The following is a 17,581-nucleotide window of genomic DNA, read 5'->3' as shown; positions in this document are numbered from 1 at the left end:
GTTTTGGCCCGGCGCGCGGACATGATCAGGACTTGTGCCCTCACCCGGGTGGAAAAGCCGGTTGAGGACCTTGTTCGCTTCGCCGTCGGGCCAGAGGACATTCTGGTCCCCGATGTCGATGCCCGGGCGGAGGGGCGTGGTGTTTGGATCACGCTTAGCCATGCGGCGGTGGCCGAGGCGGTAAAGAAAAAGGCCTTTGCCCGAAGCCTCAAGGCTCCGGTAACGGTGGCCGACGATCTGGCCGACCTGACCCGGCTGCGGCTGGAGCAACGGCTGCTATCGGCCCTGGGCATGGCGAAGAAGGCAGGGCAATTTGTGTCCGGCGCGACCAAGGTCAAGGGCGCGCTCGAGAGCATGGAAGTCATTGCTCTCCTAACTGCGACCGATGCGGCCGAGGACGGGCGCAACAAGATGCGAGGGACGCTCAAGGCCCTCAATTATGCGCGGCGCGAGCAGGGACTTTCCGGTCCCGACGTGCCGCACTTCGAATTACTCCAAAGTGCTGAAATGGGTTTGGCACTTGGACTTGAAAATGTGATACATGCTGCCCTAACGAGCGGGGCCGCAGCCCAATCGGCAGTGGAAAAGGCCAAAAGACTGGCCCGATACATTGCCCAACCGATGGATGAAGACACCGACCCCACTGGGGCGTCCGGTGTGCTTTTGTCCGCGGAACAGGACGAAAGACGATAGGAAGCATGGCTGATAACGACGACAAGCGCACCGACGACACCGGCGCCAAGAAGACGCTGACCCTCAAGGGTGGCGCGGGCCTCGGCAACCGCCCAGGCGGGATGTCGCGCGCGCCGTCGCGATCGACGGTGGTCGTGGAAAAGCGCACCCGCATTGTGCCCAAGCCCGCAGGCCAGGCACCATCCGGTGGCAATACGCGCCCGGCCAGCTCGCCTGGCCAGGGCCGGCCGCAGGGCCGCCCGATGCAGCAGCAGACCCGCGCACCGCTTGGCCTTTCGGCTGCCGAAGCAGAAGCCCGGCGCCAGGCACTCGCCCTCGCAGGTGCACGCCAGGCTGAAGACAGCCAGCGCTTCGCGCAGGAAGAAGCCCGTCGCATCGAGGAAGACAATCGCCGCCGTCAGGTGCGCGAGGAAGCTGCTCGCCAGGAAGAAGAGCGCCGCCAGGCCGAGGAAGCGCGCAATGCGCCGGCTCCCGTGGTCGAAGCTTCGCCAGAACCTCAGGCTGCTGCCCCTGCAGAGTCGCAGGTTCGCGAACCGTTTATTCCGGCAAGCCAGCGCAATCCCGGTCCGTCCAGCGTGCGCACCGTTGCCGGCCGTCCGGGCCAGCCGCCTCGTCCGCAGCGGACCAGCAACGAGCGCCCGACCGGTCGCCCCGGCGAAGGCGAGCGTCCAAATCCAAATGCTCGCCCCAACCCCAATGCCCGCCCCGCTGGCTCAACCGGCGTGCGTCCGGCTGGCTCGACGGGCGTTCGTCCCGCCGGTTCGACCGGGGTTCGCCCCGCCGGCACTTCGGGTCGTCCCGCGGGTGGCCGTCCGGCTGGCGCCGGCATGGCGCCGATCGGCAATGTTCCCCCTGCCCCGCCGAGCGAGGCCGATGGCCGCCGCACCCGTACCGGTGCACCCCAGGTTCGTCCGACCACTGAAGCGGAACTCGAAAACGCCCGCCGCGCTTCGCGCCCAACCGGAACGGCCGACCCGCCGCACCGGCGATGACAGCGCGCGCGGTCGCCTGACGGTTTCGACGGCGACCACCGAGAACGATCGCGATCGCGGTCCGTCCCTGGCGGCCATGCGCCGCCGTCGCGACAAGAAGATGGGCCGCAACCAGCAGGATGCGCCCAAGCTCAGCCGCGAAGTCGTTATCCCGGAAGTCATCACGGTTGCCGAACTCGCCAACCGCATGGCCGAACGCTCCGTCACCGTGATCAAGATGCTGATGCAGCAGGGCCAGATGGCGACCATCAACGACGTCGTCGACGCCGATACCGCCGAACTGATCGCCCAGGAACTGGGCCATACGGTGCGCCGCGTTTCGGATGCCGACGTCGAAGAAGGTCTCTACGACATTCCGGCAGACGACAAGGCCGAGGATCTGACCGATCGCGCGCCGGTCGTGACCATTATGGGCCACGTCGACCACGGCAAGACCTCGCTGCTCGACGCCATCCGCGAAGCCAATGTCGTGTCTGGCGAAGCCGGCGGCATTACCCAGCATATCGGCGCCTATCAGGTCGAAAAAGACGGTGCCAAGATCACCTTCCTTGACACGCCGGGCCACGAAGCGTTCACCGCCATGCGTGCCCGTGGTGCGCAGGCAACCGATATCGCGGTGCTGGTCGTGGCGGCCGATGACGGCGTGATGCCGCAGACGATCGAATCCATCAAGCACGCCAAGGCGGCTGGTGTTCCGATCATCGTGGCCATCAACAAGATGGACAAGCCGGAAGCCAATCCAACCCGCGTTCGCACCGAGCTCTTGCAGCACGAAGTGTTCGTGGAATCGATGGGCGGCGAAGTGCTCGACGTCGAGGTGTCTGCCAAGACCCACAATGGCCTCGACAAGCTGCTCGAAACCATCCAGCTCCAGGCCGAAGTGCTTGAGCTCAAGGTGGCCCGCGACGGCCGTGCCGAAGGTCTTGTCATCGAAGCCAAGCTCGACAAGGGCCGTGGTGCGGTGGCAACGGTCCTCGTGCAGCGCGGTACGCTCAAGATCGGTGACATCCTTGTCGCCGGCACCGAGTTTGCCCGTGTGCGTGCGCTGATCAACGACAAGGGCGAGCAGGTCAAGGAAGCCGGCCCGTCCGTGCCGGTAGAAGTGCTCGGCTTTAATGGCGTGCCATCGGCCGGCGACCGCTTCTCGGTGGTCGAGAACGATGCGCGTGCTCGCGAAGTCACCGAGTATCGTCAGCGCGCCATCCGCGAAAAGACCGCTGGTGGTGGTGCAACGAGCCTCGAGCAGATGATGAACCAGCTCAAGGTTGCTGGCATTTCCAAGTTCCCGCTCGTCATCAAGGGTGACGTGCAGGGTTCGGTGGAAGCCATCGTCTCCTCGCTGAACAAGCTCTCGACCGATGAAGTTTCGGCGCAGATCCTGATGGCAGGCGTGGGCGGCATCACCGAGTCCGACGTGACGCTGGCGGCGGCCTCCAACGCCATCGTCATCGGCTTTAACGTCCGTGCCAACAAGCAGGCATCGGATCTTGCGACCCGCGACGGCATCGAAATCCGCTACTACAACATCATCTACGACCTCGTGGATGACGTGAAGAACGCCATGTCGGGCCTGCTCAAGCCCGAGCGCCGCGAAACCTTCATCGGCTACGCGACCATCAAGGAAGTGTTCCAGATCACCAAGGTCGGCAAGGTTGCCGGTTGTCAGGTCACCGAAGGCATCGTCGAACGCGGCGCCGGTGTGCGCCTCCTCCGCGACAACGTCGTCATCCACGAAGGCAAGCTCAAGACGCTCAAGCGCTTCAAGGATGAAGTCAAGGAAGTCCAGGTCGGCCAGGAATGCGGCATGGCCTTCGAAAACTACGAAGACATCCGCGCCGGCGACCAGATCGAATGCTTCCGCGTCGAAACGGTGCAGCGCACGCTCTAACGCGCGGCGCCAACAAGTTAAAAGGGGCGTGGCGCGAGCTGCGCCCTTTTTCGTTTGGGATGAAGCGATGAAGGTAGTGCTGCTCGATGTCGACGGCGTCCTGGTCACAGGCAGAGACCAGTATGGCAAGCATCTGATCCCGGACCTCGAACGCGACTTCGGCATCCCACCGCGGCGGCTCAAGCGCGAGTTCTTTGAGCGCTCCTGGCCCGACATCGTTACCGGCAAGAAACCACTTCTCCCCGAACTGGGGCGCGTACTGGCCCGCACAGCGCCATCAGTCGAACCAGAGGCGCTGCTCGATCACTGGCTGCGCTATGAGGCCCATATTGACGAGCAATTGCTGAGCGACGTCGCGGCACTGCGGGCAAAAGGCACTCCGGTATATTTCGCGACCAATCAGGAGCATCATCGCGCGCGCTATCTGATGGAGGAGCTCGGCTTCGCCGGTCATGTCGACGGCATGTTCTATTCAGCGGAGCTTGGCCATCGAAAGCCCGACCGCGGCTTTTTCCGCGCTGTGCAACGCGCCCTTTCCGACACCGCATCAGACGTTGTCCTGGTCGATGATCGGCAAGCCAATGTCACAGCCGCCCGGCGCTTCGGCTGGCGCGCCATTCATTGGATGGAAGGCATGTCACTGACCGAGCAACTCGGCAAAATCGAGCATATGGCTCGGCCGGGATGAGCGTCTCTCCTTATCCCTATTGCTGACAGGATTTGGTTGAAGCCTGTTTCAGGATGCCGGGACGAGGAGAGAGTTCATGAAACCCATCACCATTATCCTGACCGAATTCTATTCCGACTGGGAGATCGCACCCTTGGCCGGTGCCGGGCGCGCCTTTTTGGCGCCGACATCCGTTTCACTTCGCCGCGGGGTGGCGCACTCTCCTCCGCGGCAGGCCTGCCGATTGCGGACACGATAGCTTTCACGCCGCCGGACGATGGCGTGGTCGTGATCTGCGGCGGATCGGCCTGGGAGGCGGACACAGCTCCCGATCTAACCGACGCATTGCGTCAAAGCCTCGACAACGGATGCGTGGTCGCGGCGATCTGCGGCGGCACGGTGGCCTTGGCGAATGCCGGCCTCTTGGATGGGGTACGGCACACCTCCAATGGCGCGGACTATCTTCCCAGCCTCTCCAAGGCCTATCGCGGCATTGCGACCTATGTCGACCAGCCGCAGGCGCTGCGCGACGGGCAGATCATCACCGCCCCTGCCCCCGCCCCCGCAAGCTTTGCCTATGAGGTTTTGGCCGCCGCCGGCCTCCCCGAAGATGCGGCGCGGCAGGTCAAGGACATGCTCAGGCAAGAGCACCAGCGCTGAAGATCTACTTGCTGCAGACCCAGCGGCGGACGGTGCAGCCACCGTCATAGCGCGAGCAGGAGTTGAGCGCCCGCGTCTGTGCCTCGGCGCGGCCGGCAGACCAGCCGGTGCCCCAGCCGCCGCGGCGGCCGACAGCCAGCGCGCCGCAGGCATTCTGGAAGGTGATGGCGACGCGGCAATCATAGGCATATTGCTCGCAATTGCTCATGGCCCGATCCTGCGCATCGGACTTGCTGTTGTAGTTGTGGCTGTAGCCGATCGCCCGTGTCTCGGGCGAGTAGGCGATGGCGCCATATTCGTTGGCGATCGCGGGAAATGCCGTGACGAGGCACAGCGCAACAAGTGTCAGAAGTCGGATCATCGAAAAGCCCCCAGGCAGTGCAGCAAAGCATGCCGCCGGGGGTGCCGCTAGCCCCCTGCCCGCCTCGCTGCAAAGAAAAGACCCGCCTCTTGCGAAGCGGGCCTTGGTGTTGCCGGTGGCGGGTGACTACGGTTGATAAACCGACGCCACAGACAAGAAGGGGAAGCTGGCCGTAGCCAGCTCCAAATCAGTCGGTCAATTGATGACCGTTACCCGTGCACCTACCGGAACGCGGGCGTAAAGGTCAATGATGTCCTGGTTCATGAGGCGGATACAGCCTGAGGACACGTTGGTGCCGATCGTATAGGGCTCGGTCGTGCCATGAATGCGGAACAGGGTGTCGCGGCCGCCCTTGTAGAGGTAGAGCGCGCGCGGGCCGAGCGGATTGGTCGGGCCCGGCTCCATGCCGCCCGCATATGGACCGTAGCGATCCGGTTCGCGGCGGATCATCGACTGGGTCGGGGTCCAGCGCGGCCATGCAGCCTTGCGGCCGATCGTGGCGTCGCCACGGAACACCAGGGCCTCGTCCTTGCCGACGCCGACGCCGTAGCGAAGCGCGCGGTTATTTTCCATGACGAGGTAGAGATAGTGCGCCGGCGTATCGACCACGAGCGTGCCCGGACGCTCGGAAGTGAAATACTCCACTTCCTGACGCCACCACTTGGGATCGACGCGGCGGAGATCCATCGCCTCAACGGTGTAGGGCTCGTTGGTCAGCGTGCCATACATGGCCTGGTAGTATGGATCGATAGTGGGCTCCTGCACGACCGGCTGGCGGGTCGTGGTGCAGGCGGAAAGCACGGTGGCGGAGGCGCCAAGCAGGAACAGGCGGCGGGAGATCAACGCGGATACCTCAAAACGGCAAGACGGGAGAAGGACGAATAGCGGTGAACCGCCTTGCCTTACGCAATACGCTTCTGCCCGTTAACGCCGCCCCAATTGTGGCAGTTCCTCGCCACAATGTGACCACCTATTCAGGTGTTGCACGAAAAACACACATTTCGGTCACGAAGGCGTGACCAGCCACATCATAGCGCCGCTAGCAAAAAAGGCCCGGATCGCTCCGGGCCTTTCTGTTTCATCACACCAAGCTTTGCCTTATTCAGCGGCAGCTTCTTCCTTGGTGATTTCCTTGCCGGTCGCCTGGTCGACGACCTTCATGGAGAGGCGAACCTTGCCGCGCTCGTCAAAGCCGAGAAGCTTGACCCAGACCTTGTCGCCTTCCTTGACCACGTCGGTAGTCTTGGCAACGCGCTGGTCGGCCAACTGGCTGATATGGACGAGACCGTCCTTGGCGCCGAAGAAGTTCACGAAGGCGCCGAAATCGGCGGTCTTCACCACGGTGCCCTGGTAGATGGCGCCGACTTCGGCTTCGTCGGTGATCGAGCGGATCCACTTGATGGCCGCTTCGATCTGCGAACCGTCGGAGGACGAAACCTTTACGGTGCCGTCGTCTTCGATATTGATCTTGGCGCCGGTCTTTTCGACGATCTCGCGGATCACCTTGCCGCCGGTGCCGATCACTTCACGGATCTTGTCGGTCGGGATCTTGAGCGTTTCGATGCGGGGTGCGAATTCGCCCACTTCGCCACGCGATGCCGACAGGGCCTTGGCCATTTCGCCAAGGATATGGATACGACCGCCCTTGGCCTGCTCGAGGGCGATCTTCATGATCTCCTCGGTAATGCCGGCGATCTTGATGTCCATCTGCAGGGAGGTGACGCCTTCTTCGGTGCCTGCCACCTTGAAGTCCATGTCGCCGAGGTGATCCTCGTCGCCAAGGATGTCCGACAGAACGGCGAACTTTTCGCCTTCAAGGATCAGGCCCATGGCGATACCGGCCACCGGGCGCTTCATCGGCACGCCAGCATCCATCAGCGCCAGCGACGTGCCGCAGACGGTCGCCATCGACGAGGAACCGTTGGATTCGGTGATCTCCGATACGACGCGAACCGTGTAGGGGAACTCTTCCATCGAGGGTCGGATCGGGTTGATGGCGCGCCAGGCAAGCTTGCCGTGGCCGATTTCGCGGCGACCGGGTGAGCCCATGCGACCAGCTTCACCGACCGAATAGGGCGGGAAGTTGTAGTGCAGGAGGAAGTTCTGCTTGTAGGTGCCTTCGAGCGAGTCGATGAACTGCTCGTCATCGGCAGTGCCGAGGGTCGCAACCACCAGCGCCTGGGTTTCCCCGCGGGTGAAGATAGCCGAACCATGGGTGCGCGGCAGGACGCCGACTTCAGCCAGGATTGGACGGACGGTCGAAAGGTCACGGCCGTCGATGCGCGAGCCGGTGTCCAGAATGTTCCAGCGCACGATCTTGGCCTGGAGATTGTGGACCACTTCGCCCAAGGCTTCCTTGGAAACCTCGCCGGCTTCGATCTTGGCCGCGAATGCGTCCTTGACCTTGGTGTTGGCGGCGGCCACGGCAGCGTAGCGATCAGCCTTGTCGATGATCTGGTAGGCAGCGCGGAGATCGGCTTCGGCAATCCCAAGCACTTCCTGCTCGAGCGCCGAGAAATCGGGCGGGGTGAATTCGCGCGGTTCCTTGGCGGCCAGTTCTGCCAGCTGAATGATGGCTTCGATCACCTGGGCCGAGGCCTTGTGGCCGAACATCACGGCGCCGAGCATGACTTCCTCGGAAAGCTCCTGGGCTTCCGATTCCACCATCAGCACGGCGTCCTGGGTGCCGGCCATGACGAGGTCGAGCTTTGAGTCGGCGCGACGATCGACAGGGAGGTTGAGGACATATTCGCCATTGACGTAGCCCACGCGGGCAGCGCCGATCGGGCCCATGAAAGGCACGCCCGAAATGGTCAGCGCGGCAGAGGCGGCGACCATGGCGAGCACGTCGGGATTGTTCTCCATGTCATGCTGGAGAACGGTGACGACGACCTGGGTCTCGTTGCGATAGCCATCGGGGAAGAGCGGGCGGATGGGGCGGTCGATAAGACGCGAGATCAGGGTCTCGTTCTCGGTCGGACGGCCTTCGCGCTTGAAGTAGCCGCCCGGGATCTTGCCGGCGGCGAAGTACTTTTCCTGGTAGTTGACGGTCAGGGGAAGAAGTCCTGGCCGGGCTTGGCGGACTTGGCGCTGACAACGGTTGCCAGCAGCACGGTCTCGCCCAGGGTGGCGAGCACGGCGCCATCGGCCTGGCGGGCGATCTTGCCGGTCTCAAGGGTCAGCGGCTGGCCGCCCCAGTTGAGTTCGACCTTATGGTGATCAAAATTGATCGACATGGAATTGTCTTTCCATTCTGCCGGCGGAGCGGGAACGCGGGGCTAGGCGACACCCACGAACTCAACCGGTGTGTCCGCACCCGCGCCGCACCCCATGTGCGCCCGCAGGCTCAAAATCAGACACTTGTTTCATCTTGGCGGGGACGAAACATGGACAAGACAACGAGCCTCTCCACCGCGGAAGAAGCCGATAATCCTGCCATGCTCCGGCACGGCCGGCCTAGGTGTGCCTTCCAGTGGAAAGGCAAACGGCGCGGAAGCGGGCTCCCGCGCCGGATATCGAATTAGCGGCGCAGGCCGAGCTTTTCGATCAGGGTCTTGTAGCGAGCGTCGTCGGCCTTCTTGAGGTAGTCGAGGAGGCGGCGGCGGGTCGACACAAGCTTGAGCAGGCCACGGCGGGAATGGTTATCCTTGCTGTGGTCCTTGAAGTGTTCGGTGAGGTTGGCAATACGTTCGGACAGGATCGCAACCTGAACTTCCGGCGAGCCGGTATCGTTGGCCTTGGTGGCGTATTCCTGGATCAGTTCGTTCTTGCGTTCTGCAGTGATCGACATCGGTCTATCCTTTCGAAAGGGAGGACAATGGCCGCCCCAGCCGGGATGTCGTCCAGGTGGGGCCGAATGAAGCAGAAGCCCGGTTTCAAGTGAAACCAGGCGCCGGCTGGCGTCGATATAGGGCAAAGCGCGCCCTGTTTCCAGCCTTATCGGGAGATTATGGCTTTTCGTCGGGCCGCTCGGCGGCAAAGGCCGGATCGAGCGCCGAAAGGGGAACGTGGAAGGTCCACTCGACCCCATCAGAGTGAGCTTCGCGGTTGACTTGTGCGCCCAGGGCGCCCCCGACCATGGTGCGCAACACGATGGTGCCAAAGCCGGTGCGACCGGTTTCAACCACGAGCTGACCAGCCACACTTTCGCGCCAGTTGAGGACCAGTTCTTCGCCCTGAACGCGCCAGGTGAGGCTCAGCGTCCCGCCGTTGACTGCAAAGGCGCCATGGCGGGTGGCGTTGGTGGCAAGTTCATGGAGGGCCATGCCCAGGATCTGCGCGCCCTGTGGGTTGATGCGGAGATCCGGGCCCTCGATCAGAGCCCGGCTTTCGTTGATGGCTGGCAAAAATGGCGCCAGCTGCAAGTCGATCAGATCGCGCAGCATCACACCGGCGCGGCCATTGGCGAGCAGGAGATCGGTCGAGCGGGCCAAGCCCATGATGCGCTTTTCAAGCGCCGCCACATAGGACGGCACATCGGTAGCGCCGCGAGCGGTCTGCTTGGCCATGGCGTTGATCACCGCCATCTGGTTCTTCGAGCGATGCGCCAGTTCGCGCATGAGGAAGCGATTGTCGCGCTCCGCCGTCTTGCGCTGTTCGCTGGCTTCGGCGAGGGCCTTGGAAATTTCCGCGATCTCGGCAACGGGATAGGTGCGCGGATAGACCATCTCGCCGCGACCGAGCCGCACGGCATCTTGCCGAAGGCCCTGCACGCTTTCCCCGATCCTTGTCGCGATCAACGTCGCGACGAGTGCAGCAACAAGGGCAATGGCAATGCCCCAGGCGCCGAGCTGCAAAATACTGTCGCCCAAAGGCTGCTGGATGCGCGCAGCGTCAGCCCAGGCTACGACTCGCCAACCGGTTAGGTTCGACCGCCATTCGGACGTCACCACCCGCTGCCCGTCGAGTTCCTCGCTGACCCATTCACCCGGCGGCAGGTTGGATTGCTGACGAAGGGTAAGCCTTGTGTCAGGCTCGATGCCGCTATCGGCAGTTGCGACGATCACGTCGCCATCGGCATCCACAAGGGCGGCATGCCAGCCGCCCGGCAGCTGTTGCGATTGCAGGGCGGGGAGAAGATCGCGTGTGTTCTGCGTGAGCGCCAGAAGCCGGATGGTCGGATTGTTGTCGATCGGCAGCCAGACATTGAACGCCGTGGTCTGCGCTGTCCGCCCGAAGAAAACGCCGGAAATCGTCGGCAGCTTGCGATTGATCGCTTTGGCGGCCGTTTCAGGATCGGAGGTCTGACCGGCAGCCTCACCGAACGGCACGCGGGTGTTGAGCAGCTGATTGAGGTTGGCATCGAGGGCGATCAGAAATGCGCCGGTGCCGCTAAGCGCCAACTCGCCACGGCGATGCAGCTCCTGTAGATCGCCAAGATCCAGGGCGCTGGTGGTCGATAGTACGCGCAACGTCGTCACCATGCCCGAAACTTCGCGGTCAACCGTCTGCCCCATGGCCTGCATGGTGGCGTTGGTCAGGGCCTGGACGACATTTTCCTGCGCGTCATTAGTGCGGTTGATCAGCACCAGCGCAACGATCAGGGATGGGATCAAAATAACGAGGATGAGGGCAAAAGGTAAAGCGCCAATGGCCGCATGGAGGCATGTCTCCGACGCGGCGCATTGGCGTTACTTTCCCCGGTGGGCACGGTAGTCGGCGCCATGCTTGCCTCCGGGGTTACCCCGCCAGGCATTCAAGCCGGCGGTAGTCGTCGTCAATATTTGGTGACCGGGTCACTGGCGGGGAAGGTCTCGTCCACTGACTCGTCCTGCTTGTCCCACTTGTTCGGCTTGTTGGCCATGTCTTCGGTTCCAGCGTTCCGCACCTGCTGTGGCGCGTCCTTGGGACCGGGTTTCTTGCCGTCCTTCATGGCGGCAGCGTCATCGGTCGGCTTATTCTGGTCGGTCATATCGAGGTCCTCTCGGGCATATAACACACGACCCCCTCCGCGGTTGCAGCTTATGGCGTGGTTGCGTCGGCTCTGGTAAACAGCGCCGCATGGAACACGAGCAGACCCTGAGCCCAGCCCCGCAAAAGCGGGTGTTTATCAAGACCTATGGCTGTCAGATGAATGTTTATGACAGCGATCGCATGGCCGATGCCCTGGCGCCGCATGGCTATGCGCCGACGGGCGACATTGCCCAAGCCGATCTTGTCCTGCTCAACACCTGCCACATCCGCGAAAAGGCTTCGGAAAAGGTTTTTTCCGAACTCGGACGCCTCAAGGAACTGCAGGGCGAACGCCGGGCGCTGGGTGGCGACATGATGATCGGCGTTGCAGGTTGCGTGGCGCAGGCCGAGGGCGAGGAAATCGCGCGGCGCGCGCCGGTGGTCGACCTCGTGTTCGGGCCGCAGGCCTATCATCGCCTGCCCGATGCTGGCGCGGGCCGAAGGCCAGCGGCATTTGCATCCCGCGCTGAAACGCGCGGTGATCGACACCGACTTTCCTGAAGAGGACAAGTTCGCCCACCTGCCCGCGGCGAAGAAAGACGTGACCGTTGCTCGTGGGCTCACGGCTTTCCTCACCGTCCAGGAAGGCTGCGACAAGTTCTGCTCGTTCTGCGTCGTGCCCTATACGCGCGGCGCTGAAGTCTCGCGCCCCGTGCATCAGGTGCTCGATGAAGCGCGGCGGCTGGTCGAGGCTGGCGTCAGGGAAATCACGCTGCTGGGCCAAAACGTCAACGCCTATCACGGCACCGATGCCGGCGGTCGCAGCGTTGGCCTGGGTGAGCTCGCCTACCTCCTTGCCGAAATTTCGGGGCTCGAGCGGCTGCGTTACACCACCAGCCATCCGCGCGACATGGATGATGCGCTGATTGCAGCCCATCGCGACTTGCCGCTCCTGATGCCCTATCTTCACCTGCCGGTGCAGTCGGGTTCCGATCGCATTCTCAAAGCGATGAACCGCAAGCATACGGGCGCCGAATACCGGGCGCTGATCGAGCGCATCAAGACGGCACGTCCGGACATGGCGCTATCAGGCGATTTCATCGTCGGCTTTCCGGGCGAGACCGACCAGGATTTCGAGGACACCCTCACCATCATCCGCGACGTCGGCTACGCCTCGGCCTATTCCTTCAAATATTCGACCCGCCCCGGCACGCCCGGCGCCAATCTCGGCGATCAGGTCGCCGAAGAGGTCAAGACCGAGCGGCTTTATCGGCTCCAGGAGCTGGTCACCAAGCAGACCAACGAGTTTCATGCCTCCTGCGTCGGCCGCACACTGCCCGTCCTGATCGAACGCATCGGCCGGATGCCGGGCCAGGTCGGCGGTCGCTCTCCCTATCTACAAGCCGTTCACCTCGAAGGCTCGGCCGACCTCATCGGCAGTATCCAGATGGTAGAGATCGTCGGCACCAGCACCAACTCCCTCGTCGGCCGCCTCGCGATTGCCGCAGCCGCCTGAGGCGCCGTTAACCTTTTGCGTTAAGCAAATAGAGCCAAAACGCTTTTGTTATCGGTTACTTAGAGCAATATCCACAGCCAACCCCAAGCCTGAAGTCTTAACGGGCCGGCAAACGTGGAGATGAACATGGCAGTACGTGCAAAAGCAGACCTCAAGATCGTCGACAACGAACACCAGGAAGCCCTGGCAGCAGTCGTCGATGCCGCCAAGCAGGTGGCGCCGATGATCCAGCGCCTCGCGACCCATCGCGATCGTTTCGATCTTGCGATCAAGGAACTGGAAAGCGAGCGTTTCGAGATCATCTCGCGTCGCGATCACCTGCGCCGCCAGATCGAAGCCGTCGAAAGCGGCTTTGCGCTACATCTCGACGATATCGACGCGACCCTGCGGATGTATGAGGGCGGCATGAATTCCTTGGGCCTGCCGCAGACCGAATAGGCACCTTACGGCCAACAGCCGACAAAGAAAAAAACCCCGCGATCTTGCGATCACGGGGTTTTCGAAACTGGTGCCCAGAAAAGGACTCGAACCTTCACACCTTGCGGTACACGGACCTGAACCGTGCGCGTCTACCAATTCCGCCATCTGGGCGACGGGCGTGTAACTAGGGCGCGCCCAACCCGTTGTCAATGCGCATTGCGCATGCGGATCAGAAGTTTGCACCATCCCAGTGCTTGATCGTGGCGCGATCGATCGGTGGTGCATCCTCGAGGCAGGCGACGTTGATCATCACCATGGTGTTGCCATTGCCGTCGCTGCCCCGAGCAAAGCTTTCTATGCCGCAGGTTTTGCAGAAGAGATGGTCGATCATCTCGGTGTTGAAGCGGTAGAGCGTGAGGTTGTCCTCGCCCGAATGCAGCTCGAAATCGGCCTCCGGCACCGACTGCATGATCCAGCCGAGCCTCCGACAGCGCGAGCAGTTGCAGTCGGCGACGCCCGAAAGATCGGTTGAGGCGGTATAGCGGACAGCGCCGCAATGGCATTGGCCTTGATAGGCGCGCTTTTCGGTCATCGTGTGAGTCTCCTGATGTGAACGAAAGAAGAACACATGCGCGCAAGAGTCAAGCCGGGATGGCTCGACAGAGGCGCGCCGCTTGGGATAAAAGCGGGCCGAATAGCTGTTACCTGGAGCCCCAAATGGATCGCACCACGCCCAAGCTCGTCACCATTTTTGGTGGCTCGGGATTTGTCGGCAATCATCTGGTGCAGCTTTTGGCGCGGCAGGGCTATCGCATTCGCGTTGCCGTGCGTCGGCCAGACTTGGCAGGCGAGGTGCGCATGTTCGGCGGCGTCGGGCAGATCGTTCCGGTGCAAGCCAATCTCCGAAACGAGGATTCGATCCGCCGCGCCGTTCATGGCGCCGATATCGTCATCAACCTCGTTGGCGTCGGCCAGGAAGCGGGCAAGCAGAGTTTCCGCGCCGTGCACCTCAATGGCGCAGCGGCTGTTGCCCGTGCTGCCACGGCTGCCGGAGCCACGGCACTCGTTCATATGTCGGCGCTGGGCGTCGACAAGGCCAAGGAAGTCAGCGCCTATGCCGCAAGCAAGCTTGCTGGCGAGCAGGCCGTGCTCGACGCCTTCCCGGGAGCGGTGATCATGCGTCCGTCACTGATGTTCGGGCAGGGCGACGGGTTCTTCAATCTCATGGGTACGCTGGCCCGCATCGCCCCAGCCATGCCGCTGATCGGCGGCAAGACCAAGTTCCAGCCCGTCTTTGTTGGCGATGTTGCCGAAGCTTTCGCCAAGGCGGCGGAAGGCGAGGTGCCGACCGGTCGTGCCTATGAGCTGGGCGGTCCAACAATCGAGACGCACAAGGCGCTGCTGCAGCGCATCTTACGCGAAGCCGGACGCAAGCGAGCATTGATCCCGCTGCCAAAGCCCTTGGCAAAATTCACCGCTGCGGTGCTGGGCATCCTGCCTGTGCCGGCCTTGATCACCGGCGACCAGGTGGAGTTGCTTGGCGTCGACAATGTCGTTTCGCCCGAGGCGATCGCCGAAAGCCGGACCTTTGAGGCCTTTGGCATCACGCCCAAGAGCATGGACGAGATCCTGCCGACCTATATGTGGCGCTTCCGCCGCCATGGGCAGTTCGACCGCGATGGCATGAGCGAAGACGCTGGCGTCAATCCCAGCGTCACCAGCTAACGCTACACAGCAAAGACCCAAGACTTGGCGCGCCCGCCTGTCCGGGCGCTGGCGTCGCTCGTGCCATTTTTCTTCCAAGATATATCTTGAAACCCGCGCAAATGGTGCCGATCTCCTACGCAAGGGTTTGATGATATATCTGGAGACAGAGCATGGCACACAAAGACAATGACATCGACTGGAAACGGTTCGAGCAAATGGCGCGCCGCGGTTGGGGTCGCATGGCGCGCATGGCCGGCGACGAGTTCGGCAATCTGGGCAATTGGGGCGGAAACCTTCGGGTGGGCCGCATGCTGGCTTCGGGCGACCTGCGCCTCGTCGCGCTTTATCTCATCGAGCAGCAGCCGCGGCACGGCTATGACCTGATCAAGGCGGTAGAAGAACGCTCCAAAGGCGTTTATTCGCCGAGCCCAGGCATCGTCTATCCGGCGCTGACCTATCTTGAAGAAGCGGGCTTCGTGACGTCCTCCGCCGACGGCAACAAGAAGCTCTATGCCATTACCGATGAAGGCCGGAAGCATCTCGAGGAAAACCGGGACGCCGTGTCCGGTACGCTCGACTTTCTTGCCCGTACCGGCGAGCAGATGAACCGGTTCCGCGAATTCGTGAAGGCGGACTGGCCGTTCGGTGGCGAAGGCCGTGCTGAGGACGGTAACGTGCCGCCCAACTGGGGGAACGCGGCCCGCATCGTGGTCCTCGCCACGAGCATGCGCCTGACCGGCCTATGCATGACGCCGTGCCGGAGCTTGAAGCTGCCCGCAAGACGCTCAAGGATGCCATCAAGAAAGCGCGTCGCGGTAGCGACGAGCAGCAGCGGCAGGCCGCAGAGATCCTGCGCCGCGCGGCGGCGGAAGTCGTGGCCCTTGGCGACGACGACGTCGATCTCTAAGCAGTAAAGAAAAAGCCCCGGACCAAAGTCCGGGGCTTTTTTCAGATCAGGCCCAATTAAGTGCGGGCGTAATCGATGCTGTTGCAGAGGATGCCTTGGCAACCCGTGATCTTGAGGGTGTTGGCATCGACCAGCTCGACGATGGCCTTGGCATTGCCGCCGTTGAGCGAGATGTTGCCTTCCCACTTGTTGGGGCCGGTCGGGACGCCTTGAACAACCTGCTGGTTGACGAAGGCCAGGTTTTCTTCGGTGCGCGAGTCACCCTGAATGTCGTTCAGCGTGCCGCAGAGATTGGTGTTGCCATCACCACAAAGCGAGAAGGTGAAGGTGGTGCCCCAACGGTCTTTCCAGGTGCCTTCCGGCGAAGCGTCCTGAGCAAAGGTCGGCACAGCAAAGAGAGCTGCGATCGATGCAGCGGCAAGAATCGTTTTCATCATGGCGGTTCTCTGATTTGTCGGCACATGGAAGTCCACGCGCCGGATTACGTTAGCCCTGCCCACCAAACGCTCGGAGTGGACGAGAGTTGCGCAGGTTACCGCGTAAACGTCGCGGCCAGCTCGATGTGGGTCGACCACGCGAACTGATCCACGGCAATTAGACTTTCCAGCCTGAACCCGGCCTGAACGAGAATAGCGGCGTCGCGGGCAAAGGTTTTGGGGTCGCAGGCGACGTAGACGACGCGCTTGAGCTTGAGAGCGCAATCTCCCGCACCTGCGCCTCGGCGCCGGCGCGTGGCGGATCGAGCACCACGGCGTCAAAGCCGAGCTCGAAACGGGTGAGCGGGTCGCGGAACAGGTCACGCGGCTTGGCGGTAATTGCCTTGAGCCCCTTGGCAAAGCGTGTGGCCTTGCTCAGTGCTGCGGTCGCCGCCTTGTCGCTGTCAGCGGCAAGGACCTGCGCCTTCTCCGCCAGGCGCAGCGCAAAAGGCCCGATCCCGCAGAACAGATCCGCCACAGTTTTGCTTTTGCCGATGGCCGAGGTGACATAGTCGGCAAGCACCTGCTCTGCTTCCGCCGTGGCCTGGAGGAAACTGCCGATCGGCAGGTCGACTTCGGCCTTTCCCATGCTCACGCTAAGCTGCTGGCGCTGCGCGATCATCTCGTCGTCGAGTGCCAGCCGGGCGAGGCCGAGCTGGTTGACCATTGGCACCAATTTTTCGACGCGGGTGCCCTTGGGTGCCTTGCGGATGGCGACGTCGATGCCGGCATTGGTGGCGGTCAGACTGATGTCGCATTCACCCACGGCGGCACCGAGCGCGCGGGCTATCTCGGGTGCACGCTGCTGCAGGGCAGGGACGAGGATCGGGCAGGCCTCGATGTTCAAAAGCTCATGGCTGCGGATGCGCATATAGCCGGCAGCATCTTTTCGGGCATGCAGCGTTGCGCGGCGGCGGCCTTCGCCATGGGCCAGAACGAAGCGCTCGACCTTGGCGTCGAGCCCAGCATAGCGGAGCGGGGTTTCGACCAGTCCGGTCTTGAAAGCGATGTAGGCGTCGGCACCCAGATGCTGCAACTGGCAGCCACCGCAGGTGCCGAAATAGGGGCAAAAAGGCTCGATGCGATCGGGGGAGGGGTTAGGACCTCGAGCAGCGTGCCGCGCTCGCCTTCCGCCTCGATCGAAACGGTTTCGCCCGGCAGCGCGAAAGGCACGAAGACGCGGGCTCCATCGAGCGTGGCGATGCCTTCGCCCTTTGGCCAAGAGCTTCGATCGTGGTGGTCAACGGCATGCGGTGCTCTCGGATAACACAAAGGCCCGACCATTGCTGATCGGGCCCTTGGGCTTGCTGCTTATTGGAAGGCCACCAGCCATTCAACCATAGCTTTCATGGCTTTGCCCGCTAAAACAGGCCCACTGGGCCCGTTTTGCCTGCGGCCGCGT

Annotated in this window: 17 protein-coding genes, 1 tRNA gene and 2 pseudogenes; 10 read left to right on the top strand and 10 right to left on the bottom strand. The window is 62.6% G+C overall.

The features are described from left to right. The first annotated feature begins 3 nt into the window (after positions 1 to 3). The 6 genes from G5575_RS03020 to G5575_RS03000 all read left to right on the top strand — a co-directional run bounded on the left by G5575_RS03020 (position 4) and on the right by G5575_RS03000 (position 4,900). Positions 4 to 693 (top strand): RNA-binding protein, encoded by a 690-nt coding sequence (locus G5575_RS03020; RefSeq protein WP_164533029.1) that lies wholly within the window; start codon positions 4 to 6, stop codon positions 691 to 693. Positions 694 to 698: 5 nt separating this feature from the next. After that, the gene (locus tag G5575_RS21450; protein WP_328765815.1) at positions 699 to 1,685 is read left to right on the top strand and encodes a hypothetical protein; all 987 of its coding nucleotides are present in this window, start codon (positions 699 to 701) and stop codon (positions 1,683 to 1,685) included. Continuing rightward, entirely contained in the window at positions 1,567 to 3,573 is a 2,007-nt protein-coding gene (gene infB / locus G5575_RS03015) for a translation initiation factor IF-2 (RefSeq protein WP_407924834.1), read from the top strand. Before G5575_RS21450 ends, infB begins: the two co-directional genes overlap by 119 nt. Positions 3,574 to 3,640: 67 nt before the next feature. Further along, a complete protein-coding gene (locus G5575_RS03010; protein WP_164533027.1) occupies positions 3,641 to 4,261 on the top strand; it encodes an HAD-IA family hydrolase in 621 nt (206 codons plus the stop codon). A gap of 76 nt (positions 4,262 to 4,337) precedes the next feature. Then, positions 4,338 to 4,499: a hypothetical protein gene (locus tag G5575_RS03005; RefSeq protein ID WP_164533026.1), complete on the top strand. Its 162-nt coding sequence runs from the start codon at positions 4,338 to 4,340 to the stop codon at positions 4,497 to 4,499. Then, a complete protein-coding gene (locus G5575_RS03000; protein ID WP_328765902.1) occupies positions 4,430 to 4,900 on the top strand; it encodes a DJ-1/PfpI family protein in 471 nt (156 codons plus the stop codon). Before G5575_RS03005 ends, G5575_RS03000 begins: the two co-directional genes overlap by 70 nt. 4 nt (positions 4,901 to 4,904) lie before the next feature. Here G5575_RS03000 and G5575_RS02995 read toward each other — a convergent pair whose 3' ends face one another. The 6 genes and pseudogenes from G5575_RS02995 to G5575_RS02970 all read right to left on the bottom strand — a co-directional run bounded on the left by G5575_RS02995 (position 4,905) and on the right by G5575_RS02970 (position 11,172). After that, positions 4,905 to 5,261, bottom strand: coding sequence for a DUF4189 domain-containing protein (locus tag G5575_RS02995; protein ID WP_164533024.1), 357 nt, complete (start codon positions 5,259 to 5,261; stop codon positions 4,905 to 4,907). A gap of 195 nt (positions 5,262 to 5,456) precedes the next feature. Then, on the bottom strand, positions 5,457 to 6,104 hold the full coding sequence (locus G5575_RS02990) for a L,D-transpeptidase (protein WP_164533023.1): 648 nt from the start codon (positions 6,102 to 6,104) through the stop codon (positions 5,457 to 5,459). 255 nt (positions 6,105 to 6,359) lie between these two features. After that, positions 6,360 to 8,497 (bottom strand): annotated as a pseudogene (gene pnp / locus G5575_RS02985) (polyribonucleotide nucleotidyltransferase). A gap of 284 nt (positions 8,498 to 8,781) precedes the next feature. Then, entirely contained in the window at positions 8,782 to 9,051 is a 270-nt protein-coding gene (rpsO, locus tag G5575_RS02980; RefSeq protein WP_164533022.1) for a 30S ribosomal protein S15, read from the bottom strand. 157 nt (positions 9,052 to 9,208) lie between these two features. Next, the gene (locus tag G5575_RS02975) at positions 9,209 to 10,816 is read right to left on the bottom strand and encodes a sensor histidine kinase (protein ID WP_164533021.1); all 1,608 of its coding nucleotides are present in this window, start codon (positions 10,814 to 10,816) and stop codon (positions 9,209 to 9,211) included. Between the two features lie 161 nt (positions 10,817 to 10,977). Next, on the bottom strand, positions 10,978 to 11,172 hold the full coding sequence (locus G5575_RS02970) for a hypothetical protein (protein ID WP_164533020.1): 195 nt from the start codon (positions 11,170 to 11,172) through the stop codon (positions 10,978 to 10,980). Between the two features lie 89 nt (positions 11,173 to 11,261). Here G5575_RS02970 and miaB point away from each other — a divergent pair. Together miaB and G5575_RS02960 are read left to right on the top strand one after the other, a co-directional pair. Continuing rightward, a pseudogene (gene miaB / locus G5575_RS02965) lies at positions 11,262 to 12,669 on the top strand (tRNA (N6-isopentenyl adenosine(37)-C2)-methylthiotransferase MiaB). Positions 12,670 to 12,795: 126 nt separating this feature from the next. Further along, on the top strand, positions 12,796 to 13,107 hold the full coding sequence (locus G5575_RS02960; protein ID WP_164533019.1) for a hypothetical protein: 312 nt from the start codon (positions 12,796 to 12,798) through the stop codon (positions 13,105 to 13,107). 68 nt (positions 13,108 to 13,175) lie between these two features. Here the strand turns inward: G5575_RS02960 and G5575_RS02955 are convergent. Beyond that, positions 13,176 to 13,260 (bottom strand) — tRNA-Leu (locus G5575_RS02955). 58 nt (positions 13,261 to 13,318) lie between these two features. Beyond that, positions 13,319 to 13,681, bottom strand: coding sequence for a GFA family protein (locus tag G5575_RS02950; RefSeq protein ID WP_164533018.1), 363 nt, complete (start codon positions 13,679 to 13,681; stop codon positions 13,319 to 13,321). A gap of 125 nt (positions 13,682 to 13,806) precedes the next feature. Here G5575_RS02950 and G5575_RS02945 point away from each other — a divergent pair, with 125 nt between their 5' ends. Both G5575_RS02945 and G5575_RS02940 read left to right on the top strand, forming a co-directional pair. Then, positions 13,807 to 14,814, top strand: coding sequence for a complex I NDUFA9 subunit family protein (locus G5575_RS02945; RefSeq protein ID WP_164533017.1), 1,008 nt, complete (start codon positions 13,807 to 13,809; stop codon positions 14,812 to 14,814). A gap of 152 nt (positions 14,815 to 14,966) precedes the next feature. After that, positions 14,967 to 15,710 carry a PadR family transcriptional regulator gene (locus G5575_RS02940; RefSeq protein ID WP_164533016.1) on the top strand — a complete coding sequence of 248 codons (744 nt, stop codon included), beginning with the start codon at positions 14,967 to 14,969 and terminating at the stop codon, positions 15,708 to 15,710. A 49-nt stretch (positions 15,711 to 15,759) separates the two neighbouring features. On the opposite strand, the gene G5575_RS02935 is transcribed toward G5575_RS02940, so the two are convergent. Both G5575_RS02935 and G5575_RS02930 read right to left on the bottom strand, forming a co-directional pair. Next, positions 15,760 to 16,140: a DUF2147 domain-containing protein gene (locus G5575_RS02935; RefSeq protein WP_164533015.1), complete on the bottom strand. Its 381-nt coding sequence runs from the start codon at positions 16,138 to 16,140 to the stop codon at positions 15,760 to 15,762. 157 nt (positions 16,141 to 16,297) lie between these two features. Next, positions 16,298 to 17,215 (bottom strand): methyltransferase, encoded by a 918-nt coding sequence (locus tag G5575_RS02930; protein ID WP_235935531.1) that lies wholly within the window; start codon positions 17,213 to 17,215, stop codon positions 16,298 to 16,300. Between the last annotated feature and the right edge of the window lie 366 nt (positions 17,216 to 17,581).

The organism is Devosia aurantiaca, assembly GCF_011058215.1.
Classification (GTDB): Bacteria; Pseudomonadota; Alphaproteobacteria; order Rhizobiales; family Devosiaceae; genus Devosia; species Devosia aurantiaca.
Note: the sequence above shows the minus strand (reverse complement) of the source record. Positions and strands in the feature narration are given on the sequence as shown.

What these genes read in the sequence shown, in the direction of transcription:
- G5575_RS21450 (WP_328765815.1), top strand. Translation starts at nt 699, where the DNA reads ATGGCTGATAACGACGACAAGCGCACCGACGACACCGGCGCCAAGAAG.
- infB (WP_407924834.1), top strand. Translation starts at nt 1,567, where the DNA reads ATGGCCGCCGCACCCGTACCGGTGCACCCCAGGTTCGTCCGACCACTG.
- G5575_RS03010 (WP_164533027.1), top strand. Translation starts at nt 3,641, where the DNA reads ATGAAGGTAGTGCTGCTCGATGTCGACGGCGTCCTGGTCACAGGCAGA.
- G5575_RS03005 (WP_164533026.1), top strand. Translation starts at nt 4,338, where the DNA reads ATGAAACCCATCACCATTATCCTGACCGAATTCTATTCCGACTGGGAG.
- G5575_RS02995 (WP_164533024.1), bottom strand. Translation starts at nt 5,261, where the DNA reads ATGATCCGACTTCTGACACTTGTTGCGCTGTGCCTCGTCACGGCATTT.
- rpsO (WP_164533022.1), bottom strand. Translation starts at nt 9,051, where the DNA reads ATGTCGATCACTGCAGAACGCAAGAACGAACTGATCCAGGAATACGCC.
- G5575_RS02970 (WP_164533020.1), bottom strand. Translation starts at nt 11,172, where the DNA reads ATGACCGACCAGAATAAGCCGACCGATGACGCTGCCGCCATGAAGGAC.
- G5575_RS02960 (WP_164533019.1), top strand. Translation starts at nt 12,796, where the DNA reads ATGGCAGTACGTGCAAAAGCAGACCTCAAGATCGTCGACAACGAACAC.
- G5575_RS02950 (WP_164533018.1), bottom strand. Translation starts at nt 13,681, where the DNA reads ATGACCGAAAAGCGCGCCTATCAAGGCCAATGCCATTGCGGCGCTGTC.
- G5575_RS02945 (WP_164533017.1), top strand. Translation starts at nt 13,807, where the DNA reads ATGGATCGCACCACGCCCAAGCTCGTCACCATTTTTGGTGGCTCGGGA.
- G5575_RS02940 (WP_164533016.1), top strand. Translation starts at nt 14,967, where the DNA reads ATGGCACACAAAGACAATGACATCGACTGGAAACGGTTCGAGCAAATG.
- G5575_RS02935 (WP_164533015.1), bottom strand. Translation starts at nt 16,140, where the DNA reads ATGATGAAAACGATTCTTGCCGCTGCATCGATCGCAGCTCTCTTTGCT.